Source organism: Streptomyces sp. NPDC101490 (assembly GCF_044767145.1).
Lineage (GTDB): Bacteria > Actinomycetota > Actinomycetes > Streptomycetales > Streptomycetaceae > Streptomyces.
On the sequence record NZ_JBIWNI010000013.1, the window covers coordinates 142,196 to 158,901 of the forward strand.

A 16,706-nucleotide genomic window follows, 5' to 3' on the forward strand; every position below is an offset into this window, starting at 1 on the left:
GTCATGCGCCCGGCGGCTCGGCCGCCGGGCGCCAGGTCCTCCGGTCCGGCCCCGCGTTCATCCGGCCGTTCGTGCGGAATGCCTGTTCCAGCTGGCGCCGCTCGATCTGGCGCCGGCGGCGAAACGCCACCAGAAGCGGGGAGGTCATGGCCTGGACGTGGTGGATGGAGGGGGCCGCGCTGGCGACGCCGACGCTGTCGACAGGATCTGTGTCGGGCAAGTTCACGGTCTGGGGACCACCGGGCGAGGCGGTCTTCGGGCTCGAGTGTGTCGTCGTACAGGAGCCGACGTGCGACGTGCCAGCGCTGCTCGTCGTCAAGTGGCTGGGTGGGGCCGTTCCAGCGGATAGCGGGGACGTGGACGACCGAGAGCTTGTGGGTGCAGGCCCAGCGGATGAAGTGCCTGGCTGCCTCGCGGTATGAGGCGAAGTCGTCGGTGAGCCACCGGTCGAAGGTCGGCCTCGGCAGGTCTCCAGTCAGCCAGCTCAGGGAGACGACGGCCGGGTGGGTGCGCTGACGCGCGGATATGAACTGCTGCGGGGTCGGCGGGTGGCCGTGTTGCGTCGACGTAGTCGCCGGACCAAGTGTAAATCGCTTACCGATCCGGACCTTTGCGCTGTTCGGGGTCCTGCTGGGATGTGAGAAGGCCGGTGAGGAAGCGTTCGAGGGAGACCGTGTGCTCGTCACGAGCAGGACGCCGACACCGACGAGGACTTGGCGAAGGTGGGCGAGGGGCGGGCTGTCGGGCAGCTCGTCGAGGGCCTCGTGGGGCAGGGCTCGTCGGCCGGGCGCGAGGTCGGCCAGGGCCGGAGACACAGACGGCTTGTTCAGCCACCGTCCGGCGCTGATCGGGTGCTCGGCGAGGGCGATGTTCTGACGTCGAGGCCGTTTCGACGATCCGAGTCCGAGGATGGCAGGCGGCGTCCGTCGGCACCGCTCCCCAGCCGTATCTCGATGCCATGGCGGTGGAACGTGATGCCGGTCAACGCTGGCAGTGGTTTTCTCAACCCGGGCGAAAGTCACGAGACGTCGTGGCGCTCGGTGACCGTGACCCGGTGGGGTGGGTCTACTTCGGGCCGTGCCGAAGTGGGCCGCCCGGTCTGGGACGGGTCGGTGAGGTCTACGCCCTGCACATCTCGCCGGATCCCATCGGCCGCTGGAACTCCGTGAGCGGTGGGCGGTGGGCAGGTGTGAACGGCAGGACGGCCGGTCACCGGCGGGCGCGCGGGGCGCCTGCGGTGACCGGCCGTCCGGGTGACGGGTGGCTGGGGATCAGCGCACGTCGACCCAGTCGCTGGAGCCGGTGACGCCCAGCCGCGACGGTGTGGCCTTGAACTCGGCCTTCCAGGTGCCGTCCTTCTTGGCGGTGAAGCCCTTGGAGAACACGCCGCGGCTGTTGGTGCGCACGGTGGACTGCTTGGTCCAGCCGCGGGCGCCGTCGGCCTTGAACAGGATGTCCACGGACGCGTTCGCGGTGTTCTGCCAGGTGCCGTCCAGGCTGCGCAGGGTACCCGTCACCGTGATGGTGCGGCCCTTGCGGACCGGCTCCGGGCTCGCGTTGAAGCCGGAAATGGCGGTGCGCAGCCTGACGTCCACGGCGTCGCTGGAGCTGGTGGCCGCGGCGCGGTCGGCGGTCCCGGCGTAGCGGGCGCGCCAGAGGCCGTCCTTGGTGACGGTGACCGACGCCGAGATGGCGCCCGCGCCGCTGGTGGTGGTCGTGGCCGCGCGGCTCCAGGTGCGGCTGCCCGTGGGCAGGGTCTCGATCACGACGGCGGTACGGGCCAGCGGGCGCCAGGTGTTGTCCGTCGCGCCGGCGGTCTGCAGGGTGCCGGTCACCGTCAGCCTGCCGCCCTTGCCGACCGGCTCGGGACCTGCGTCGAGGGAGATGATCCGGGTGGGGACCGCCGTGACGGTGAGCGTCGCGGCGGAAGTGGCCGTCTCGCCGACGGCGTTGACGAACACGGCGCGGTAGCGGTGGGTGCTGAGCGCGGCGGTGGTCTTGACCGACAGGGTGGTGGAGGTGGCACCCGCGACGGTTCTCCAGGTCGCGCCACGGTCGGTGCTGCGCTCCCAGCGGACCGAGTCGGAGCCGGTGGCCGCGGCGGTGAAGACGGCGTTGGCGCCCGAGCGGACGGTGGCGGACCTGGGCTGGGTGGTCACCGCGGCTGCGGTGCCGAACTGGAGCGGCTGGGCCACGTCCTGGGCGCGCGAGGACATCCAGGTGCGGTCGGCGCCGTCGTGCGAGTTGAAGGTGGCGACGAAGCACGCGGTGACGCGGCAGTTCACGGGGGGCGGGGGAACGGCACCGGCCTGGGTGAACTTCTCGGTGAGCTTCAGGGTCGAGGTGAACGTGCCGTCGGCGCCGACCTGGCGGATGTAGGCGGCGTTACCGAAGACACTGGGGTAGGTGTCGCCGGGCAGGGCGACGGTCTGCGCGAGGTACACCCCGCGGCCGGGCCGGTAGCCCTTGCCGGTGACCGTGACCTGGGTCTCGGCGCCGAGGCCCTTGACCTGGCTGACCGTCAGGGTCGGGACGCTGACCTTGCCGCTGACTGCGAGACCCTCCAGCGCGGAGCCGGCCGGGTACATGGGTCGGCCCTGGTAGGCGAAGATCCGCGAGCCCTCTTCGGTGAGGACGGTCGTGATGCCGGTCCAGTCGATCGAGTCACCGTCCAGGGCTCCGGCGGACGCCGTCAGCTTGGCGAACGGCACGTCGGCGGTGGTGACGGGGGCCTGACCGGCCACGAGGTCGGTGGTGACGTTCATGTAGAGCGTGCCCGTACCGTCCTTGAGCACGACCCGGGGGCTGGCGAGGGTGATCGCGGTGATGCCGTGGTCGGGCACCGCGTAGGTCACCGAGCCGCCGAAGCGTACGTCGGCGTCGCGCCCGGCGGGGTCCACCGAGCCGTGCTTGACGGGGTAGCCGATCAGACCGCGGGACTCCTGGGTGGCACCGTCGGCGACCTCGACCGAGCCACGCATCGCCAGGACGTAGTTGACCCAGGAAGCGTTGAAGGCCCAGGTGGACTGTCCGGTGAGCAGGATGGGGGAGGACGCGGAGGTGCTCCCTGCCTGTGCCGCGGCCGTGCTGGCGGGTGCGGCGGTGACGACGCCCGGGGCGGCGGAGGCGGGAACGGCGAGGACACCGGCGCCCACCGACACGACGGTCAGTGCGGCGAGGGCGGCCAGACGGCCGCTGCGGGGCATGGACATGCGCTGCATGTCTCCTTCGGGGAGGGAGCACGGCACGCCGATGGGCAGAGCCGTGCCCTGATTTCGGACACAGGTAAGGGGGGAAGACCGGCTTCTCGGAGTGGGGGACCCGAAGTCGACTCCGATGATATTAGGTGAGCCTTACCTAAGCTGTCACCATGGGCTGTCGAACTGTTCTTCGCGGCTCTTCCCCTGCGGGCATCCGGCGGCCGGGGCTGGTCTGGCGGGTCTGGTCGAAGCGGTGCTGACGCTGCGGCACGGCATCGCCCCGGCCACGCCGCATGCGCTGCCGCTCCATGACGCGATCGACTTCGCCGGTCTGGGTCTGTCGCCGGTCACCGAGGAGCTTGCCCTCACAGTGACCGCCTCCGCGCTGGTCGGAATCAACACCTTCGGGCCGTCAGCAGCTCTCCGAACGGCGGCTGCTCGCGACGGTGATGACGCTCGGAGTGACGACGTCGATGGCGGTCATCGCCGTGCCTCGATGGGCGCCGAGACGCTCAGCTCACCGCCGTTGGGCAGGGAGAGCACACTGCTGCCCTCGGTGTTCCCTGAGACGAGCACATGCGCACAGCCCCCGGAATCTCCGAAGGCTGTTCGCATGTGTTCCCGTTCTCCCGGGCGGAGGACGGGGACGGATCCGTAGAGGCGCACGGACGCAGACAGGACCCGTGAGAGCCCCGCATAGTCGATGAACCCTGTCCCCCCTGGCCCCAGGAGGCCCGACGGGAGGTTTCTCAGGAGGTGGGCCGGTCCACCTGCCGCTTCAGCCGGACCTCGGTCACGCTCACGTCCTGCGGTGCGCCGAACGCCTGGACCATGACGCCGTGGCCGATGTCGGTGACCTCCAGGGCCAGGCGTTCGGCTCCCACCCGCAGGTCGAGCCTCACCACGGGCTCGCCCGCGAAGTCCCGCATGCGGTGGATCCGGGCCCCGGGGTACCTCAGGGTCGTCAACCTGGCCCGCATCTGCTCGTGCGTGGCCGTCTCCTTTCCGGAGAACGCCTTGCTGATCCGGAACTGGTGCCTCTGGGCGGCGCACTCCTCCGACGGGAGCAACGGCACCGGGTCGGCCAGGACGGGCAGGGTGCGGTCGGGTGCCGATGCCACGTGGCCGAGGGGGCTGAGGACATCCGGTTCGCAGCCCTGCCCGATGAGGTCGGCCAGTTCCAGGAACCGTGCCTCGGCCTCGCGGGCACTCCTCAAGACGGTGGCCGCCCGGACGGTCCGCGCGGCGGCGGACACGTGGACGGCGGAGGCGTGAGCTGAGGCGGTGGTGGCGGAGAAGGGGCGGACGCTGGTGGCGTGAGCGCTCTGGGCACCGACGGCGGCCAGGACGACGACGCTGCCGAGTGTGGCGGTGAGCAGGGGCTTCGGGAAGAGAATCGATCGCATGTCAGTACCCTGCGGGCCGGTTGCCACCGGCCGCCTGAGTACTCGCACTCATCCCGCCTGAGCATCGACTCAGGCTCTTCGCTCCGGGGGCACCAGTCAAACGTCAGCCCACGGACGAACCTGCTCTTCTGCCCTGGCTGCGGGACGGGGACACCTGGGGCGGTTGCGGGACGGGGGTGCGCCGGGATACTTCCCGGCTCCCTGGAGGACGGGTGGGGCCCGCAGCCAGATCGCGCCATTCCGCTGGGCAGGTGCTGTGCGGGTGGACGCCGCGCGCTCCCACCGCCCTTCAACAACTCGATCCCAGCGAACATGTGATTCAGAGTTCCCCGGGCGTGGGTTGGTCCGTGCCGGAGGAGAGCGGCGGCGCGGAGCAGGGCGGGTGGGTGCCGAGGGGATCATCGGCAAGCTGTACGGGCTGAGGCCGGGTGAGTTCGTCGCGACCCGGGACATCTATGTGGCCGAGGCTCGGCGGGCGAAGGATCTGACGGCGGTGAAGACGCGCAAGGCACTTCGGCGGTCTGCGCTCGCGGCGTGGGCAGCGAACCTGCTGGCCCGTCAGCGACCGGAGGAGTCGGCCCGGCTTCTGGAGGTCGCGAGGACGCCGCGGGACGCACACCGGACGCACACCGGACGCACGACGGTGAGCAGCTGAGGGCGGCCGGACGGCGGCGGCGTGCGGAGGCGGGACCTGTGACAGGACGGCACCGCCGCTCGCTCCACCGTGAGACGTCCGCCGCCGGGCTGCCCCAGGGGGCACCGCCCAGGCCTCGGAATCCGGGAAGAGGCCATGGCGCCCGGGGCCGTACAAGGATGCCGGGCGTAGGTCTTCCCTCCGCCGGGGACGGTGCCCGGATCGGCTGACAGCCCTTCGGCAGCGGCTCCAGCGTGTCCGGTATGACCGACAAGACGTCCGACCTGCTGTCCCCGCGCGACGAGCGGGCCGAGCCTTGCCTTCCGCGCGGCGAACCCATCGACTGCCTGGTGCCGTCGAGATTCGTGTACGAGATGGAGAAGTGTGCGCGTGCCTTGTCGTACGTGAAGCCGAGCAGGCCGCGGTCACCGTCGGTGGTGGTCTCGCCGGAGATGTCGAGCACCGGCTCGCCGAGCCCTTGGCCACCCAGCACCCGCATCGTGCAGGCCCGTTCGATGATCCGGATTGTGCCGCCAGGACCGATGGAACCGGCGGTCGGGTTGCCCACCGTGGCGACAATGGTTGAGCGAGACCTCGCGATTCTCGCGGGCTCGACGGCCATTGCGCCCTGAGCTGCCGTAGCGACCGGCTGCCTCGCTTCATCATCCTCCGCCGAGGACGTGGCGAGAGCGAGGGTGCAGATGACGGCCGAGCTTCTCGCGCGAACGTTCACCGTAACCCTCCTGGAGGCGGCTACGAATGGGGAAACCCCGCTGCTCAGGGCAGTGTGTGGGGTCGACGTCGCCCTCGCCGGCGAGGTGGGAGGAGCGGGGTGCACCGCTGGCCACGGGGGAGACCATGGAAACTCGCGCAATTGGTATCGGCCAAGCCCCCGTACGGGCGACGGGGGCGCGCGAAGCCGGATCCGGGCACGGGATCAGGCCTGCGGGCGGGTGGCCGTGACGATGTAGTAGTCGAGGTTGCGCTGCTCGTAGGGCCTTCGGGAAGTTACGTGGCCAGGTTCCCGGCTTCCACTGGTCCGACAGCCAGCGGTCCCAGCCCTGCCACACCTCCGGCCCGATGGACACGGCCCGCGCGTCCGTCAGGCCCGCCCGGGTGAACGCGTCGGTCATGAGCGTGACGGAACGCGCGATGTCCACCCCGTCGGCGAACGTCTGCGGGTACGACGCGAGCCGGGCTCCGTGGTCCGGGTCGTCGTCGGGGTGAAGAAGCTCGCGACGACGACCCGGCCGCCGGGATGGCGTGATGTGCCGGAACGCTATGGGCCGCGTGGAACCGCGTCTACGACCTGTTCCGGCGCTGGCAGCGGGACGGGACCTGGGCTGGCATCCTGCCCCAGCTCCAGACCGAAGCCGACGCGAAAGGCCTGATCACCTGGGACGTGAACGTTGACTCCACCGTTTGCCGGGCCCACCAGCACGCCGCCGGAGCGGCGAAGGGGGGCCTCCAGACAGAACCGCCCGGCGGAGTCTTCGTCGAGTCGGCCGACCACGGCCTCGGACGCTCCCGAGGCGGACTGACCACCACGATCCACCTCGCGGTCGAGCAGGGACAGCAGCCGCTGTCCGTGGTGATCACGGCCGGGCAGCGGGGTGACTCGCCTCAGTTCGAGCCGGTCCTGGAAGCGATCCGGGCGCCCAGGCTGGGCCTGGACAGACCGCGCAAGCGGCCGGACAAGGCTCAAGACTCCCGCAGCAACCGCTCTTAACTGCGTAGACGCGGGACCAGGGCCACCATCCCGGTGCCGGCGGGCCGGGTTCGCAACCTTCTGGAGCGCGGCTCGCACGGTGGGCGGCCACCGAAGTTCGACAAGGACGACTACAAGCAGCGGCACGCGGTCGAGTGCGGTATCAACCGCCTTCAGAGACTCCGGGCCGTCGCCGCGAGGTACGAAGAAATCGCTGTCCGCTACGGAGTGACCATGCTGGTCGCAGCCATCAACGAATGGCTCCGACCTCTGTAAATGCTTCGGTGGTGCGAACTGTCGAGCAGTAGCGTGTCCCCATGGGGATGAGCGTTGAGGTGCGGACGTTTACTGGCGCGGTCGAAGCCACGTTCGTACATCCATCCATCGATGAGCTGTGCAGACGAGTTGCGAGCCAGAACCTGCCCATGCTCGGGTACGTCCATCCCTACGACGACACCGTGTTCAACCGATCGCAGCTGAGGGCCCTTGCCCCGGAACTCCGGGCCTTGGCGAACGGCTCAGCCGCCGAAGAAGCCGAGGCGGTGCACGAGATCCTTGCGCTGGCTGCTCAAGTCGAGCGCAAGGCCCACCGGTATCTCGTCTTCAACGGCGACTGACGGCACCACTGTCACAACAGGCCCTGACGGTCCCGAACCGGCAGCTACGCCGCTCACTGGGTGGGCTCGCGGTTGTAGAGCTTCCGGGCCCACAGGTAGCCGCCCAGGGCGATCAGGGCGCACCAGCCGATGGCGAGAATGGCGTTGTTGCCGATGGGGGTGCCCATCAGCAGCCCGCGCAGGGTCTCGATGAACGGGGTGAACGGTTGGTAGTCGGCGAACCATTTGAGCCCGGCGGGCATCGAGTCGGTGGGGACGAATCCGCTGCCCATCATCGGCAGGATCATCAGTGGCGTCAGCATGTTGCTCGCGGCCGCGACGCTCTTGGCCATGATGGCCAGCGCGACCGACAGCCAGGTGAGCGCGAAGATGATCAGTACGAGCATGCCGATCACGGCGAGCCATTCACCGAACCCGGCGGCGGGCTCGAAGCCCACCAGTAGTGCAACGCTGGTGACGATGGCCATGCTCAGGAGGGTCTGGGCGAGGCTGCCCAGCACGTGGCCGGTGAGCACCGAGACCCGGGCGATGGCCATGGTGCGGAACCGGGCGACGATGCCCTCGGTCATGTCGATGGCCACCGAGATCGCGGTGCCCTGGGCCGCGGTGGCTGCGGTCATCAGGATGACGCCGGGGACGACGTAGTTCACGTAGGTGTCCCGGCCGCCCGACGGCCCGCCGAGGCCGCTGCCGAGGATGCCGCCGAGGACGTAGACGAACAGCAGCAGGAAGATCACCGGGACCCCGGCGGCGGTGAGGGTGAGCGTGGGGTAGCGCAGCATGTGCCGCAGCTGACGGCGGAGCATGGTCGCCGAGTCGGTGAAGGCGTGGGTGCCGGTGCTCATCGGGCGGGCTCCTGTTCCGCGACGGGGTTGCCTGTCAGCGCGAAGAAGACGTCGTCGAGGTCGGGGGTGTGGACCTGGAGTTGGTCCACGGTGAGCGAGGCGCGGTCGAGCCGGTCGAGGAGTGCGCGCAACGACTGGACGTCGCCCTGGCTGGCGACCTGCAGGGTGAGTGCCTCATCGTTGCGGGACACCACGTCCAGGTTCCGGGCCGCGTAGTCGTGGCTGCGTGCGTCGGTGAACCGTAGGGTGATGTGGCCGCCGCCGACCTGTCGCTTGAGCTCCTCTGCCGTGCCTTGGGCGACGAGCCTTCCTCGGTGGAGCACCGCGATTCGGTCGGCGAGCTGGTCGGCCTCGTCGAGGTACTGGGTGGTGAGGAAGATTGTGACGCCTTCGTCGGTCACCAGACGGCGGATGATCTCCCACATGGTCCGCCTGCTGCGGGGGTCGAGGCCGGTGGTCGGCTCGTCGAGGAAGATCACGCGGGGTCGGCCGACGAGCGTCATCGCAAGGTCCAGGCGGCGGCGCATCCCGCCGGAGTACGTCACCGCAGGCTTGCGGGCCGCGTCCACCAGGTCGAACCGCGCCAGCAGGTCGGTGGCGCACTGCCGCCGTTCCCGGCGGGGCAGGTGGTGGAGGTCGGCCATCAGGAGCAGGTTCTCCTCGCCGGTGAGAAGGCCGTCAACCGCGGAGAACTGGCCGGTGACACCTATCGCGGCACGGACCGCGTCCGGATCCCGGACCATGTCGTGGCCGGCGACCCGGATGTCGCCGGCGTCAGCACGGATCAGCGTGGACAGGATCTGCACCATGGTGGTCTTGCCCGCGCCGTTCGGGCCGAGCAGGGCGAAGACCGATCCTGCGGGGACATCGAGGTCGATGCCGCTCAGCACCACGTGATCGCCGTACGCCTTGTGTACCGCGGACGCCGAGAGGGCGGGGGGACCGAGGTTGGTGGTCATGGATTTCGCTTCCGTCGATGAGCTTTCAGCTGGCCTTCATGACTCAGTAATAGTTGCGTTGCATGTATTGATTCGTCAATCGCATTCATGTGAAGCAACGACATAAGTGCAGGTAGACAAGGTGAATCGTTGCATGACGGATGTCGGGTAATGCAACAGTAGAGCTGTTGCATTAGGCTGGGCGGGACGTCGAACAGTGGAGGAAGCCCCGATGCCCGGCGACCGACTCACGCTCCAGGACCGGCAGCAGATCGCCGCAGGACTGCGCGAGGGGCTGACCTACGCCGCCGTCGGCCGCCGTATCGGGCGACCGACTTCGACCGTCACCCGCGAGGTGATGCGCAACGGCGGGCCACGCGCCTACCATGCCGAGGCGGCGCACCAACTGGGCGCAGGGCACTCATGTCAGCGCAGGACCCCCGCGCCGGTGACCTCACCGGGAGGGGCCGACCTCGGCGGGCGCGATCCGCGGATCGTGGAGGAGGTGGGCGCGCAGAGCGTGGAGCTGATGATTCAGGCCGGGCTCCCGCAGATGATGGCCAAGGTGCTCGCCGCCCTGTTCACCACCAACGGTGGCAGCCTCACCTCTGTGGACCTCGTGCGACGCCTGCGGGTCAGTCCCGCCTCCGTCTCCAAGGCCATCGGCTACCTGGAGAACCAGGCGCTCATCAAGCGTGAGCGCGACCCCCGCAGTCGCGCCGAGCGCTACGTCATCGAAGACGACGCGGTGTTCACATCCATCATGGCCGGCGCGCGCAACCAGATCCGGATCGCCGAAGCCTGCACGGCCGGAGCGCGGAAGCTTGGCGTCGCCACCCCTGCCGGTGCCCGACTGGAGAACACGAGCCAGTTCCTCCGCCACGTCATCGACGACCTGGTCCGCTCGGCCGAGCACTGGCACGCGGTCCACTTCACCCACCCCCGGCAGGCATCCGAAACCGACTGAGCGGGTCAGGTGGGCCGCAGGCCACGCCGCATTGCTTCCGTCGCGATGTCCCCGTCACGCTTGACGGCGAATGCACCGAGGACGATCTCTTTCTTGTCCATCGGCTGCCCGATCCGCTCGCTGGTGCGCGTCAGCAGAACCGCAAGGTCGTCGGAGAGTCAGCCCGCGGTCGGCGACGTTGTCCAGGTGGGTCGGCCAGTCGCGGTACGTGCTTGAGACGTCGATGTCGTCCAGGCCGTTATTGGGGACGTTCTCCCAGTCGATCGCGTATACGGCCGTGCTGCGCCAGCCGCACGCGCACCGGCCCCGCATCGACACCGCTGTCGGCTCCGCAGAGCCCCGCCAATCCCAACAGCTTCAACACCGAATACTGGCCTACTCTTGAGGACTACTTCAAAGCGCAAGGCCAGCGAGAACGCTGACAGGAAGGAAAGGAAACTCCACGCCATCAGGAGACTCGATTCCCGCTCGCCCTGGCCCGGAAGAGGAATCCGTCTGCCGGGTATGCGGATGCGATGACGGTGACCTCTTTTGGGAGGGTGGAGGGCCGACCGCGCTCATCCTGACGCGTTCGGCAACAGAGCGAAGTTCACTTCCAGCCTGCCCGTCGATAGTGGAATCCAGAGCTCGTTCGCATGGTCGGCGAAGTTCCAGATCGGTTTCAACACACGCACCTAGCATGAGCAACACCAAGGGCACCCACACCTTCAAGACGGGCGGGCTCCAGGACCTCAGCGGTGTATGGAACGCCGGTTGCGCCGACGGCGCCAGCATCGAGGTGGCCCTGTGCGCGGAGGCGTGGCCCGCGGACGACCAGATCGGCACCATGAGGGAGCCGAGCTGCACCAGTGGCGGCTCCACCTCATGGACGAACACCAGCCCGGACAGCATCCACTACTACGTGAAGGTGACGGGCAACTGGGACAGCGACGACCTCTACAGTCGAGGGCTCAGCGGATCCGTCACATATGCGTAGCGGATCCAGGCCAAACAGCCTTGCGTGATTTGGCCTGGATGTGATGTCCGAGACTCCGCATGAATACGCGGGGCCCCCGGGCGTCACCCTCGCTCCCGGAGAGTACGGCTACCATTCGGTGAACCATCTCCCGGAGGGCGGCAATGGGAATCTACGGGGACGAAGTAATCGCCTTCGCCTGCCTCATGGCGATCGTCGTCACGGCAGGAGTCTGGCAAGCGCGACGGGGAATTCATCGACGAATTCCAGGAGACTCCTTCGGGCAAAGGGCGTTCTTCAGTATTCTCGCCATTGTCTCACTTGCCCCGTTCCTGCTCGTGACACTTTTACGCGGATATGGTACCGGCCGCAGTGTCTCAATGGTTCCGTTCCGTGAATTCTGGACCGCGTCTTCCAGCGTCGGCGTCGCCTTCTCGGAGGTGACCCTGGTCAGCTTCGCCGGAAACGCGCTTCTGTTCGTACCGTTCGGCGCCGCCGCTGCATTCCTGTACTCAGGACCCTGCCGCGCAATCAAAGCCACCCTGACCGCAGCGTTGCTCTCTGTTGCTGTCGAAACCGCCCAGTACCAGCTGTCACTGGGAAGGGTCTCGTCCGTCGACGACGTCATCCTCAACGCGGCCGGAGCTGCATGGGGCGCGCTCCTGGTGCGCCGTTGGAGCAACGCCGCAACGGGCCCGTCCGCGCCTCAGCCGGCCGAGGGCCGTCCCCTGAAAGAGCTCTCGTAGCCCAGGCTCGCTCCAAGCCGCTCGCTCCAGTGAAGGCCGCCCCCGCGACGGTGGCCGCGGACCTGGCCCGCTGCCACACCGCACTCAACGGACACCCGCCCATCACCCGAGTCAACAACCCTGCGGGTCAATGCTCTCGTCGAGCACGTGTTCCGCCTGCACCACCCGGGTCCCCCAAGCGCACCTGGGGGGTCCGGCAGACCCGACGGCCCTCCAGGTGAAAGCTGAACGGGGGCACGAGAGGCCCGCGACTTCCTGCGCGATCTCATCGCGGACCTCGTGGACATGCGTGACGGCCTCTCATGCAACCTGGCCGTCGGGGTGCTCCAGGCCCGCCTGATCCGCGGTGCTGGTAGATCCGCGGTGCTGGTAGATTCGTGCTCTTCGGGCCCGAGTGGCCCGGAGTTCCGGTGAGGCACCACTGACCATGACCGAACCCGCCCCCGACATCTGCCCGGCCGCCCGCGCACGGCTCGACCGAGCACTGGACCACCTGGACGTCACCTTCCGTGGGATGACCGCCCGGGCCGACGAGGTCCAGTGCGAATGCCACTGGGGCAGCCCGGAGGAGCTCGCTCTGCTGAAGCTCCCCGACACGGAACTCGACCCCGACCTCCTGCACCGCACCTGGAGCGCACCCGACTGGGGTGACCACGGCGCCGTGCTACGCCGTGTCCTCCCGCAATTCGCCCGCGAACTAACCGGTGGCCTCGGCGCCTACGCGTGGGACATCAACAACGTCGGCGCCTCGTTCCACCGCGCCGACTGGCAACAGTGGCCCCCGCCGCAGAGCGAAGCCGTACGGGAGTTCCTGGATGCCTGGTGGGCCCACACCTTGCTCACTCCGGACCCTGCCGTCCCGGTCCCCGAGCTCCTCGCGCTGTGTGCCGAGGCCTCCGCCACCATCGGCCCCTGGCTGACGGTCTGGGAGGCCCTCCGCCATCCGGTCACCGACCAGCACCTCACCGACACCGTCGACCGGTGGGAGTGGGATCTCTTGGAAGACGCACTCCCCTGGCGGACGTTGGCGTTCTGGCCGGACGAGGAAGCAGAAGCCGCGCGGACGGAACTGGCCGCCTGGCTCGTGCGCGAAGCCCCCGCACGGCTCCGCGCCACCGGCGCATCCGCCGAACTCCGGCACGCCGTACGCCTGCTCGGCCTCACCCATGCCGACCGCTGGGACGACCCGCACGCACCGCGCCATCGCTACGCCTGACGCAGCCGCCCCGCAGGCCCACGTCCGTCATCGCGTTGTTCTTTCGGCGAGTACTACCAGGACCCTCACCCGGACGCGTCGGCCCCCCGTCTTCAAACGATGGCGAGCTCAAGCGGTCAGCGCATCACTGCTGTTCAGGAGGTCAGCGTAGACCTCCGCCTGGGTGCGGTAGCCGTGGGTCTTGCGCGGGCGGTGGTTGAGCTCGTGTGCGATGGCGTCCAGGTCGGCCTGGCTGAACGTGCGGAGGTCCGCGCCCTTCGGGAGGTACTGCCGTAGCAGCCGGTTGGTGTTCTCGCTGGTGCCGCGCTGCCACGGGCTCCGCGGCTTGCAGAGGTAGATCGGCATCCCGGTCTCGGAGGTGATGGCCTGGTGCTCGGCGATCTCCCGGCCCCGGTCCCAGGTGAGCGTCCGTCGTAGCTGGGGCGGGATGCCGAGGAGACTCCTGGTGAGGTGCGGGGTGACCTGCTCGGCTTTGATGCCGTCCGGCAGCGCGACGACGGTCGTGTAGCGGCTGGTGCGCTCGACGAGCGTCGCGACTGCCGAAGGCCGGGTGCCCATCACGAGATCGCCCTCCCAGTGGCCGGGGGCCTTGCGGTCCTCGACCTCGGCGGGGCGAGCGGTGATGGACACCATGCCGCGGATGATGCCCCGTCCAGTGGGTCGGCGGGCGATCTTCGGGCGGCGCATGGGCCTGCCGGACCGCAGCCGCTGGGTGAGGCTGCGGTCGATCGCCTGGCGCCGGCGAGGGTCGTAGAGCGAGAGGTAGATCGCTTCGTGCGAGATCTGCATGGAGACGTCACCAGGGAACTGCCGGCGCAGCCATCCTGCGATCTGCTCGGGTGACCAGCACAGCACCAGCTTGGCTTCCACCAGGGCACGCAGAGCAGGCCGTTGGGCGAGCTTGACCTGCTTGGGGCGTCGCCCACGTACGTAGGCGGCCGCATCGGCCGGGGCGGCTCGATACCGGTCCCGACCGCCGTTGCGGGCGATCTCGCGGGAGACGGTCGAAGGGGATCGGCCCAGCCGTTTGGCCAGCTGCCGAGCCGACTCCCCGGCGGCGATGCCGCGGGATATCTCCTCGCGCTCGCTGCCGCTCAGGTGACGCTCCGATCGCTGCTGCGGGGTGAGGCGGACACCGCCGCTCTGGCAGAGGAACCGGCGGGCGCTCTGCATCGGTGCCCCGAGCGCCCGCGCGATCAAGCTGAACGACTGCCCCTCGCGCCAGCGTCTCCAGATCTCATCCTGCTGTGCCGGCGAAAACCCGTAGTCACGCACCTGTGCCTCCACGATCACATGATCATCCGTGGGTGGTGCGTTGATCACTTGAGGGTGCCATCGCTTGAAGACAGGGCGGCCTCGAAGCGGCCCTCCTCGATGACGAGGGCCGGAAAGCAGATCGGGCGGCAGCTGGGGATCACGACGGGCTCGGCTTCGCGGTTGACGCGGCGGAGGCACGCCGGGCAGAGGGAAGAGCCCGGGGGCCGGAGATCAGGAGCGAGGTACATGGTCTCCGGCCCCGGTGCACGGGCGCGGTTCCCACGGGGGCCTTCTTGCTCGTGGTGCGCGGGTGCCTGCGCACCGCGCCGGGGTCACCCCGGACACCTCGCCGTGGGGCCTGGCCGGCGGTGCCCGCCGAGGAGCGGCCAGGGCGTCAGCCGCCGAACGTATCCCGGCACGAGGCCACCACCCCGGGCTCCCTTCCCCTGGCCACCATGACCGGACGCGGCACTGGATGATCCGCTGTGGGGACCAGGGGCTGCCAGGCGGGAACGGGGAGTGCCGGTCAGCACGAGGGGTATGGCCAGGGGCTGTTGAAGTAGTTGAACATGGCGTTCCAGCCGTAGAAATCGTTCTTTACGTTGGACGGGCACCCGAGGTAGCTGAAGCCGAAGCCGCTGCCCTCGGCGAAGTTGGAGGAGTGCATGAAGAGCATGGCGTGGAAGACGAAGAACAGCATTTCCTCGCCGTTGGTGTTGCCCCACCACACGGCTTTCGGCCCGAGGCCGTCCATGATCCCGGCCGTGTCCAGGTATTCGAACGCGGGCCATACCTCCGTCAGCCCGTAGGGGCGGCTGTTGAGGAGACCGAAGTCCCCGTCGTCGCTGTCGAGGAAGGTGATCCGGTTTCCCGAGATCAGCAGGAAGTGGTGCGGGCCGTAGACCGTGATGCAGGAGATGCCCTGGGCCCACTGCTGCCTCTCGTCCTCGCCGAATTCACCGCGGGCGATCCGGTCGAGTCCCTTCCAGACATCCCTCAGCCTCCCCGGCCGCACGGTGACCGCGTCGCCGTTGGCGTTGGTCCGCACGCAGTACTCGCCGCTGAACAGCCACCAGCTGTTGGTGTAGGGCACGTAGCAGCACGTGTCGATGCCGTTGTCGAACTGCCCGTACCCCTTCAGAGCCTTCCAGCCGTAGGTGTCCCTGTATTCCTGAGGGGTGGTGTTCATGGAGTTCCCGTCGTACGACGTGGAGAAGTAGACCGACGACACCTCGGGGTTGTCCGGGTTGGTGTTGGTGGCGGTGAAGGCCCAGTGGCCGTTGAAGAGGTTGAGGGAGTTCACCGTCCACCACCGCAGGCCGTTCACCGGGGCGGGCGGGTTCCATCCACCCGGCGGGACGTACCCCTCATCCGGGGTCGGCACCGCGATGAACGTACCGATGACGCCCGTCACCTTGACCCTGCCGTCCGACACCGACTCCGACACGATCTCGGTCGCGGTCGTCTCGGCCTCGATACCGGCCTTGATCGGTTCGAGGAAGACCTCCAGCTCCTCCACCGCGCAGACCGCCAACTGGAGGTAGGCCGAGAACATCCTCGACTCGACGACCAGCCACTCCACCGCCCTCTTGCTCAGGTGGATGACGTAGGTCCCCCAGCTGCCCAGCTCGCAGTAGACGTCCCCGCTGATGTCGTTGTACGCCTTCCCGCCTTGGGCTCCCGGGCCGACACCGGGCATTCCCAGCTCAACACCGCCCTCCGCCAGGACGCTCCCAGGCCCCTCGGGACGCCGGTGGTGCGTGAGTGGTCCCTCAACGCGCAGATGGGAAAGCTCCATGGAGTCCCCCTCCACAAACCGGCGACACGCGGCCGGTGCGGGCGTCATGACGGTCAACCGTCAGTATCGAAAGGCCTGGTCCAACCGACAAGACACACCCCAAAGAATGGCCGACAACGATGACGGTCAACGGGCCCGCGCTGCGGCGAAGCCGGGGGCCAGGCCGCCACACCGCCGGCGCTGCGGCGGGTTGACAGCCCGCAATGACAGGAGATCTGGCCCGGCCCGGTTGGCATGCCGTGACTGCCCCGCCGTCGCTGGCGGCAGTCGGCCGGGACAGCTGTCGGGCCGATCGTTTCCGCAGGGCAGGCAACTTTTCGAGGCTGGTCTGTTCGGGTGAGGAGAAAACGATCCTGCAGGCCGGTCGGGTTCCGGCACCCCTCCACTGGCCGAAGGATCCTGACTGTCCGACTACGTCG

Annotated in this window: 15 protein-coding genes; 8 read left to right on the forward strand and 7 right to left on the reverse strand. The window is 68.8% G+C overall.

All coding sequences use genetic code 11. The features are described 5' to 3' along the window. Position 1 precedes the first annotated feature (1 nt). The 3 genes from ACIRQY_RS23025 to ACIRQY_RS23035 all read right to left on the reverse strand — a co-directional run bounded on the left by ACIRQY_RS23025 (position 2) and on the right by ACIRQY_RS23035 (position 4,606). On the reverse strand, positions 2-226 hold the full coding sequence (locus ACIRQY_RS23025; RefSeq protein WP_403928589.1) for a hypothetical protein: 225 nt from the start codon (positions 224-226) through the stop codon (positions 2-4). 1,045 nt (positions 227-1,271) lie between these two features. Next, positions 1,272-3,212: an HtaA domain-containing protein gene (locus ACIRQY_RS23030; RefSeq protein ID WP_403928707.1), complete on the reverse strand. Its 1,941-nt coding sequence runs from the start codon at positions 3,210-3,212 to the stop codon at positions 1,272-1,274. Between the two features lie 737 nt (positions 3,213-3,949). After that, on the reverse strand, positions 3,950-4,606 hold the full coding sequence (locus tag ACIRQY_RS23035; protein WP_403928592.1) for a hypothetical protein: 657 nt from the start codon (positions 4,604-4,606) through the stop codon (positions 3,950-3,952). Positions 4,607-4,988: 382 nt separating this feature from the next. Here ACIRQY_RS23035 and ACIRQY_RS23040 point away from each other — a divergent pair, with 382 nt between their 5' ends. From ACIRQY_RS23040 to ACIRQY_RS23055, 4 genes are all read left to right on the forward strand, one after another. Continuing rightward, a complete protein-coding gene (locus ACIRQY_RS23040; RefSeq protein WP_403928594.1) occupies positions 4,989-5,261 on the forward strand; it encodes a hypothetical protein in 273 nt (90 codons plus the stop codon). Positions 5,262-5,503: 242 nt separating this feature from the next. Continuing rightward, entirely contained in the window at positions 5,504-5,872 is a 369-nt protein-coding gene (locus tag ACIRQY_RS23045) for a hypothetical protein (protein ID WP_403928597.1), read from the forward strand. A gap of 770 nt (positions 5,873-6,642) precedes the next feature. Further along, positions 6,643-6,969 (forward strand): transposase, encoded by a 327-nt coding sequence (locus tag ACIRQY_RS23050; protein ID WP_403928600.1) that lies wholly within the window; start codon positions 6,643-6,645, stop codon positions 6,967-6,969. A gap of 296 nt (positions 6,970-7,265) precedes the next feature. Then, on the forward strand, positions 7,266-7,565 hold the full coding sequence (locus tag ACIRQY_RS23055) for a hypothetical protein (RefSeq protein ID WP_403928603.1): 300 nt from the start codon (positions 7,266-7,268) through the stop codon (positions 7,563-7,565). A gap of 53 nt (positions 7,566-7,618) precedes the next feature. On the opposite strand, the gene ACIRQY_RS23060 is transcribed toward ACIRQY_RS23055, so the two are convergent. Then, a complete protein-coding gene (locus ACIRQY_RS23060; RefSeq protein WP_403928606.1) occupies positions 7,619-8,410 on the reverse strand; it encodes an ABC transporter permease in 792 nt (263 codons plus the stop codon). Then, entirely contained in the window at positions 8,407-9,369 is a 963-nt protein-coding gene (locus tag ACIRQY_RS23065; protein ID WP_403928609.1) for an ATP-binding cassette domain-containing protein, read from the reverse strand. Before ACIRQY_RS23065 ends, ACIRQY_RS23060 begins: the two co-directional genes overlap by 4 nt. A gap of 211 nt (positions 9,370-9,580) precedes the next feature. Here ACIRQY_RS23065 and ACIRQY_RS23070 point away from each other — a divergent pair, with 211 nt between their 5' ends. The 4 genes from ACIRQY_RS23070 to ACIRQY_RS23085 all read left to right on the forward strand — a co-directional run bounded on the left by ACIRQY_RS23070 (position 9,581) and on the right by ACIRQY_RS23085 (position 13,232). Continuing rightward, entirely contained in the window at positions 9,581-10,315 is a 735-nt protein-coding gene (locus ACIRQY_RS23070; RefSeq protein ID WP_403928612.1) for a helix-turn-helix domain-containing protein, read from the forward strand. A 679-nt stretch (positions 10,316-10,994) separates the two neighbouring features. After that, positions 10,995-11,291, forward strand: coding sequence for a hypothetical protein (locus ACIRQY_RS23075; RefSeq protein WP_403928615.1), 297 nt, complete (start codon positions 10,995-10,997; stop codon positions 11,289-11,291). Between the two features lie 185 nt (positions 11,292-11,476). Continuing rightward, complete coding sequence (locus ACIRQY_RS23080; RefSeq protein ID WP_403928618.1) at positions 11,477-12,016, forward strand: VanZ family protein; 540 nt, start codon at positions 11,477-11,479, stop codon at positions 12,014-12,016. Positions 12,017-12,443: 427 nt separating this feature from the next. Next, positions 12,444-13,232: a hypothetical protein gene (locus ACIRQY_RS23085; RefSeq protein WP_403928621.1), complete on the forward strand. Its 789-nt coding sequence runs from the start codon at positions 12,444-12,446 to the stop codon at positions 13,230-13,232. Positions 13,233-13,340: 108 nt separating this feature from the next. Here ACIRQY_RS23085 and ACIRQY_RS23090 read toward each other — a convergent pair whose 3' ends face one another. Then, a complete protein-coding gene (locus ACIRQY_RS23090) occupies positions 13,341-14,405 on the reverse strand; it encodes an IS30 family transposase (RefSeq protein WP_403928624.1) in 1,065 nt (354 codons plus the stop codon). A 610-nt stretch (positions 14,406-15,015) separates the two neighbouring features. Continuing rightward, entirely contained in the window at positions 15,016-16,188 is a 1,173-nt protein-coding gene (locus tag ACIRQY_RS23095) for a hypothetical protein (protein WP_403928627.1), read from the reverse strand. Positions 16,189-16,706: the final 518 nt, after the last annotated feature.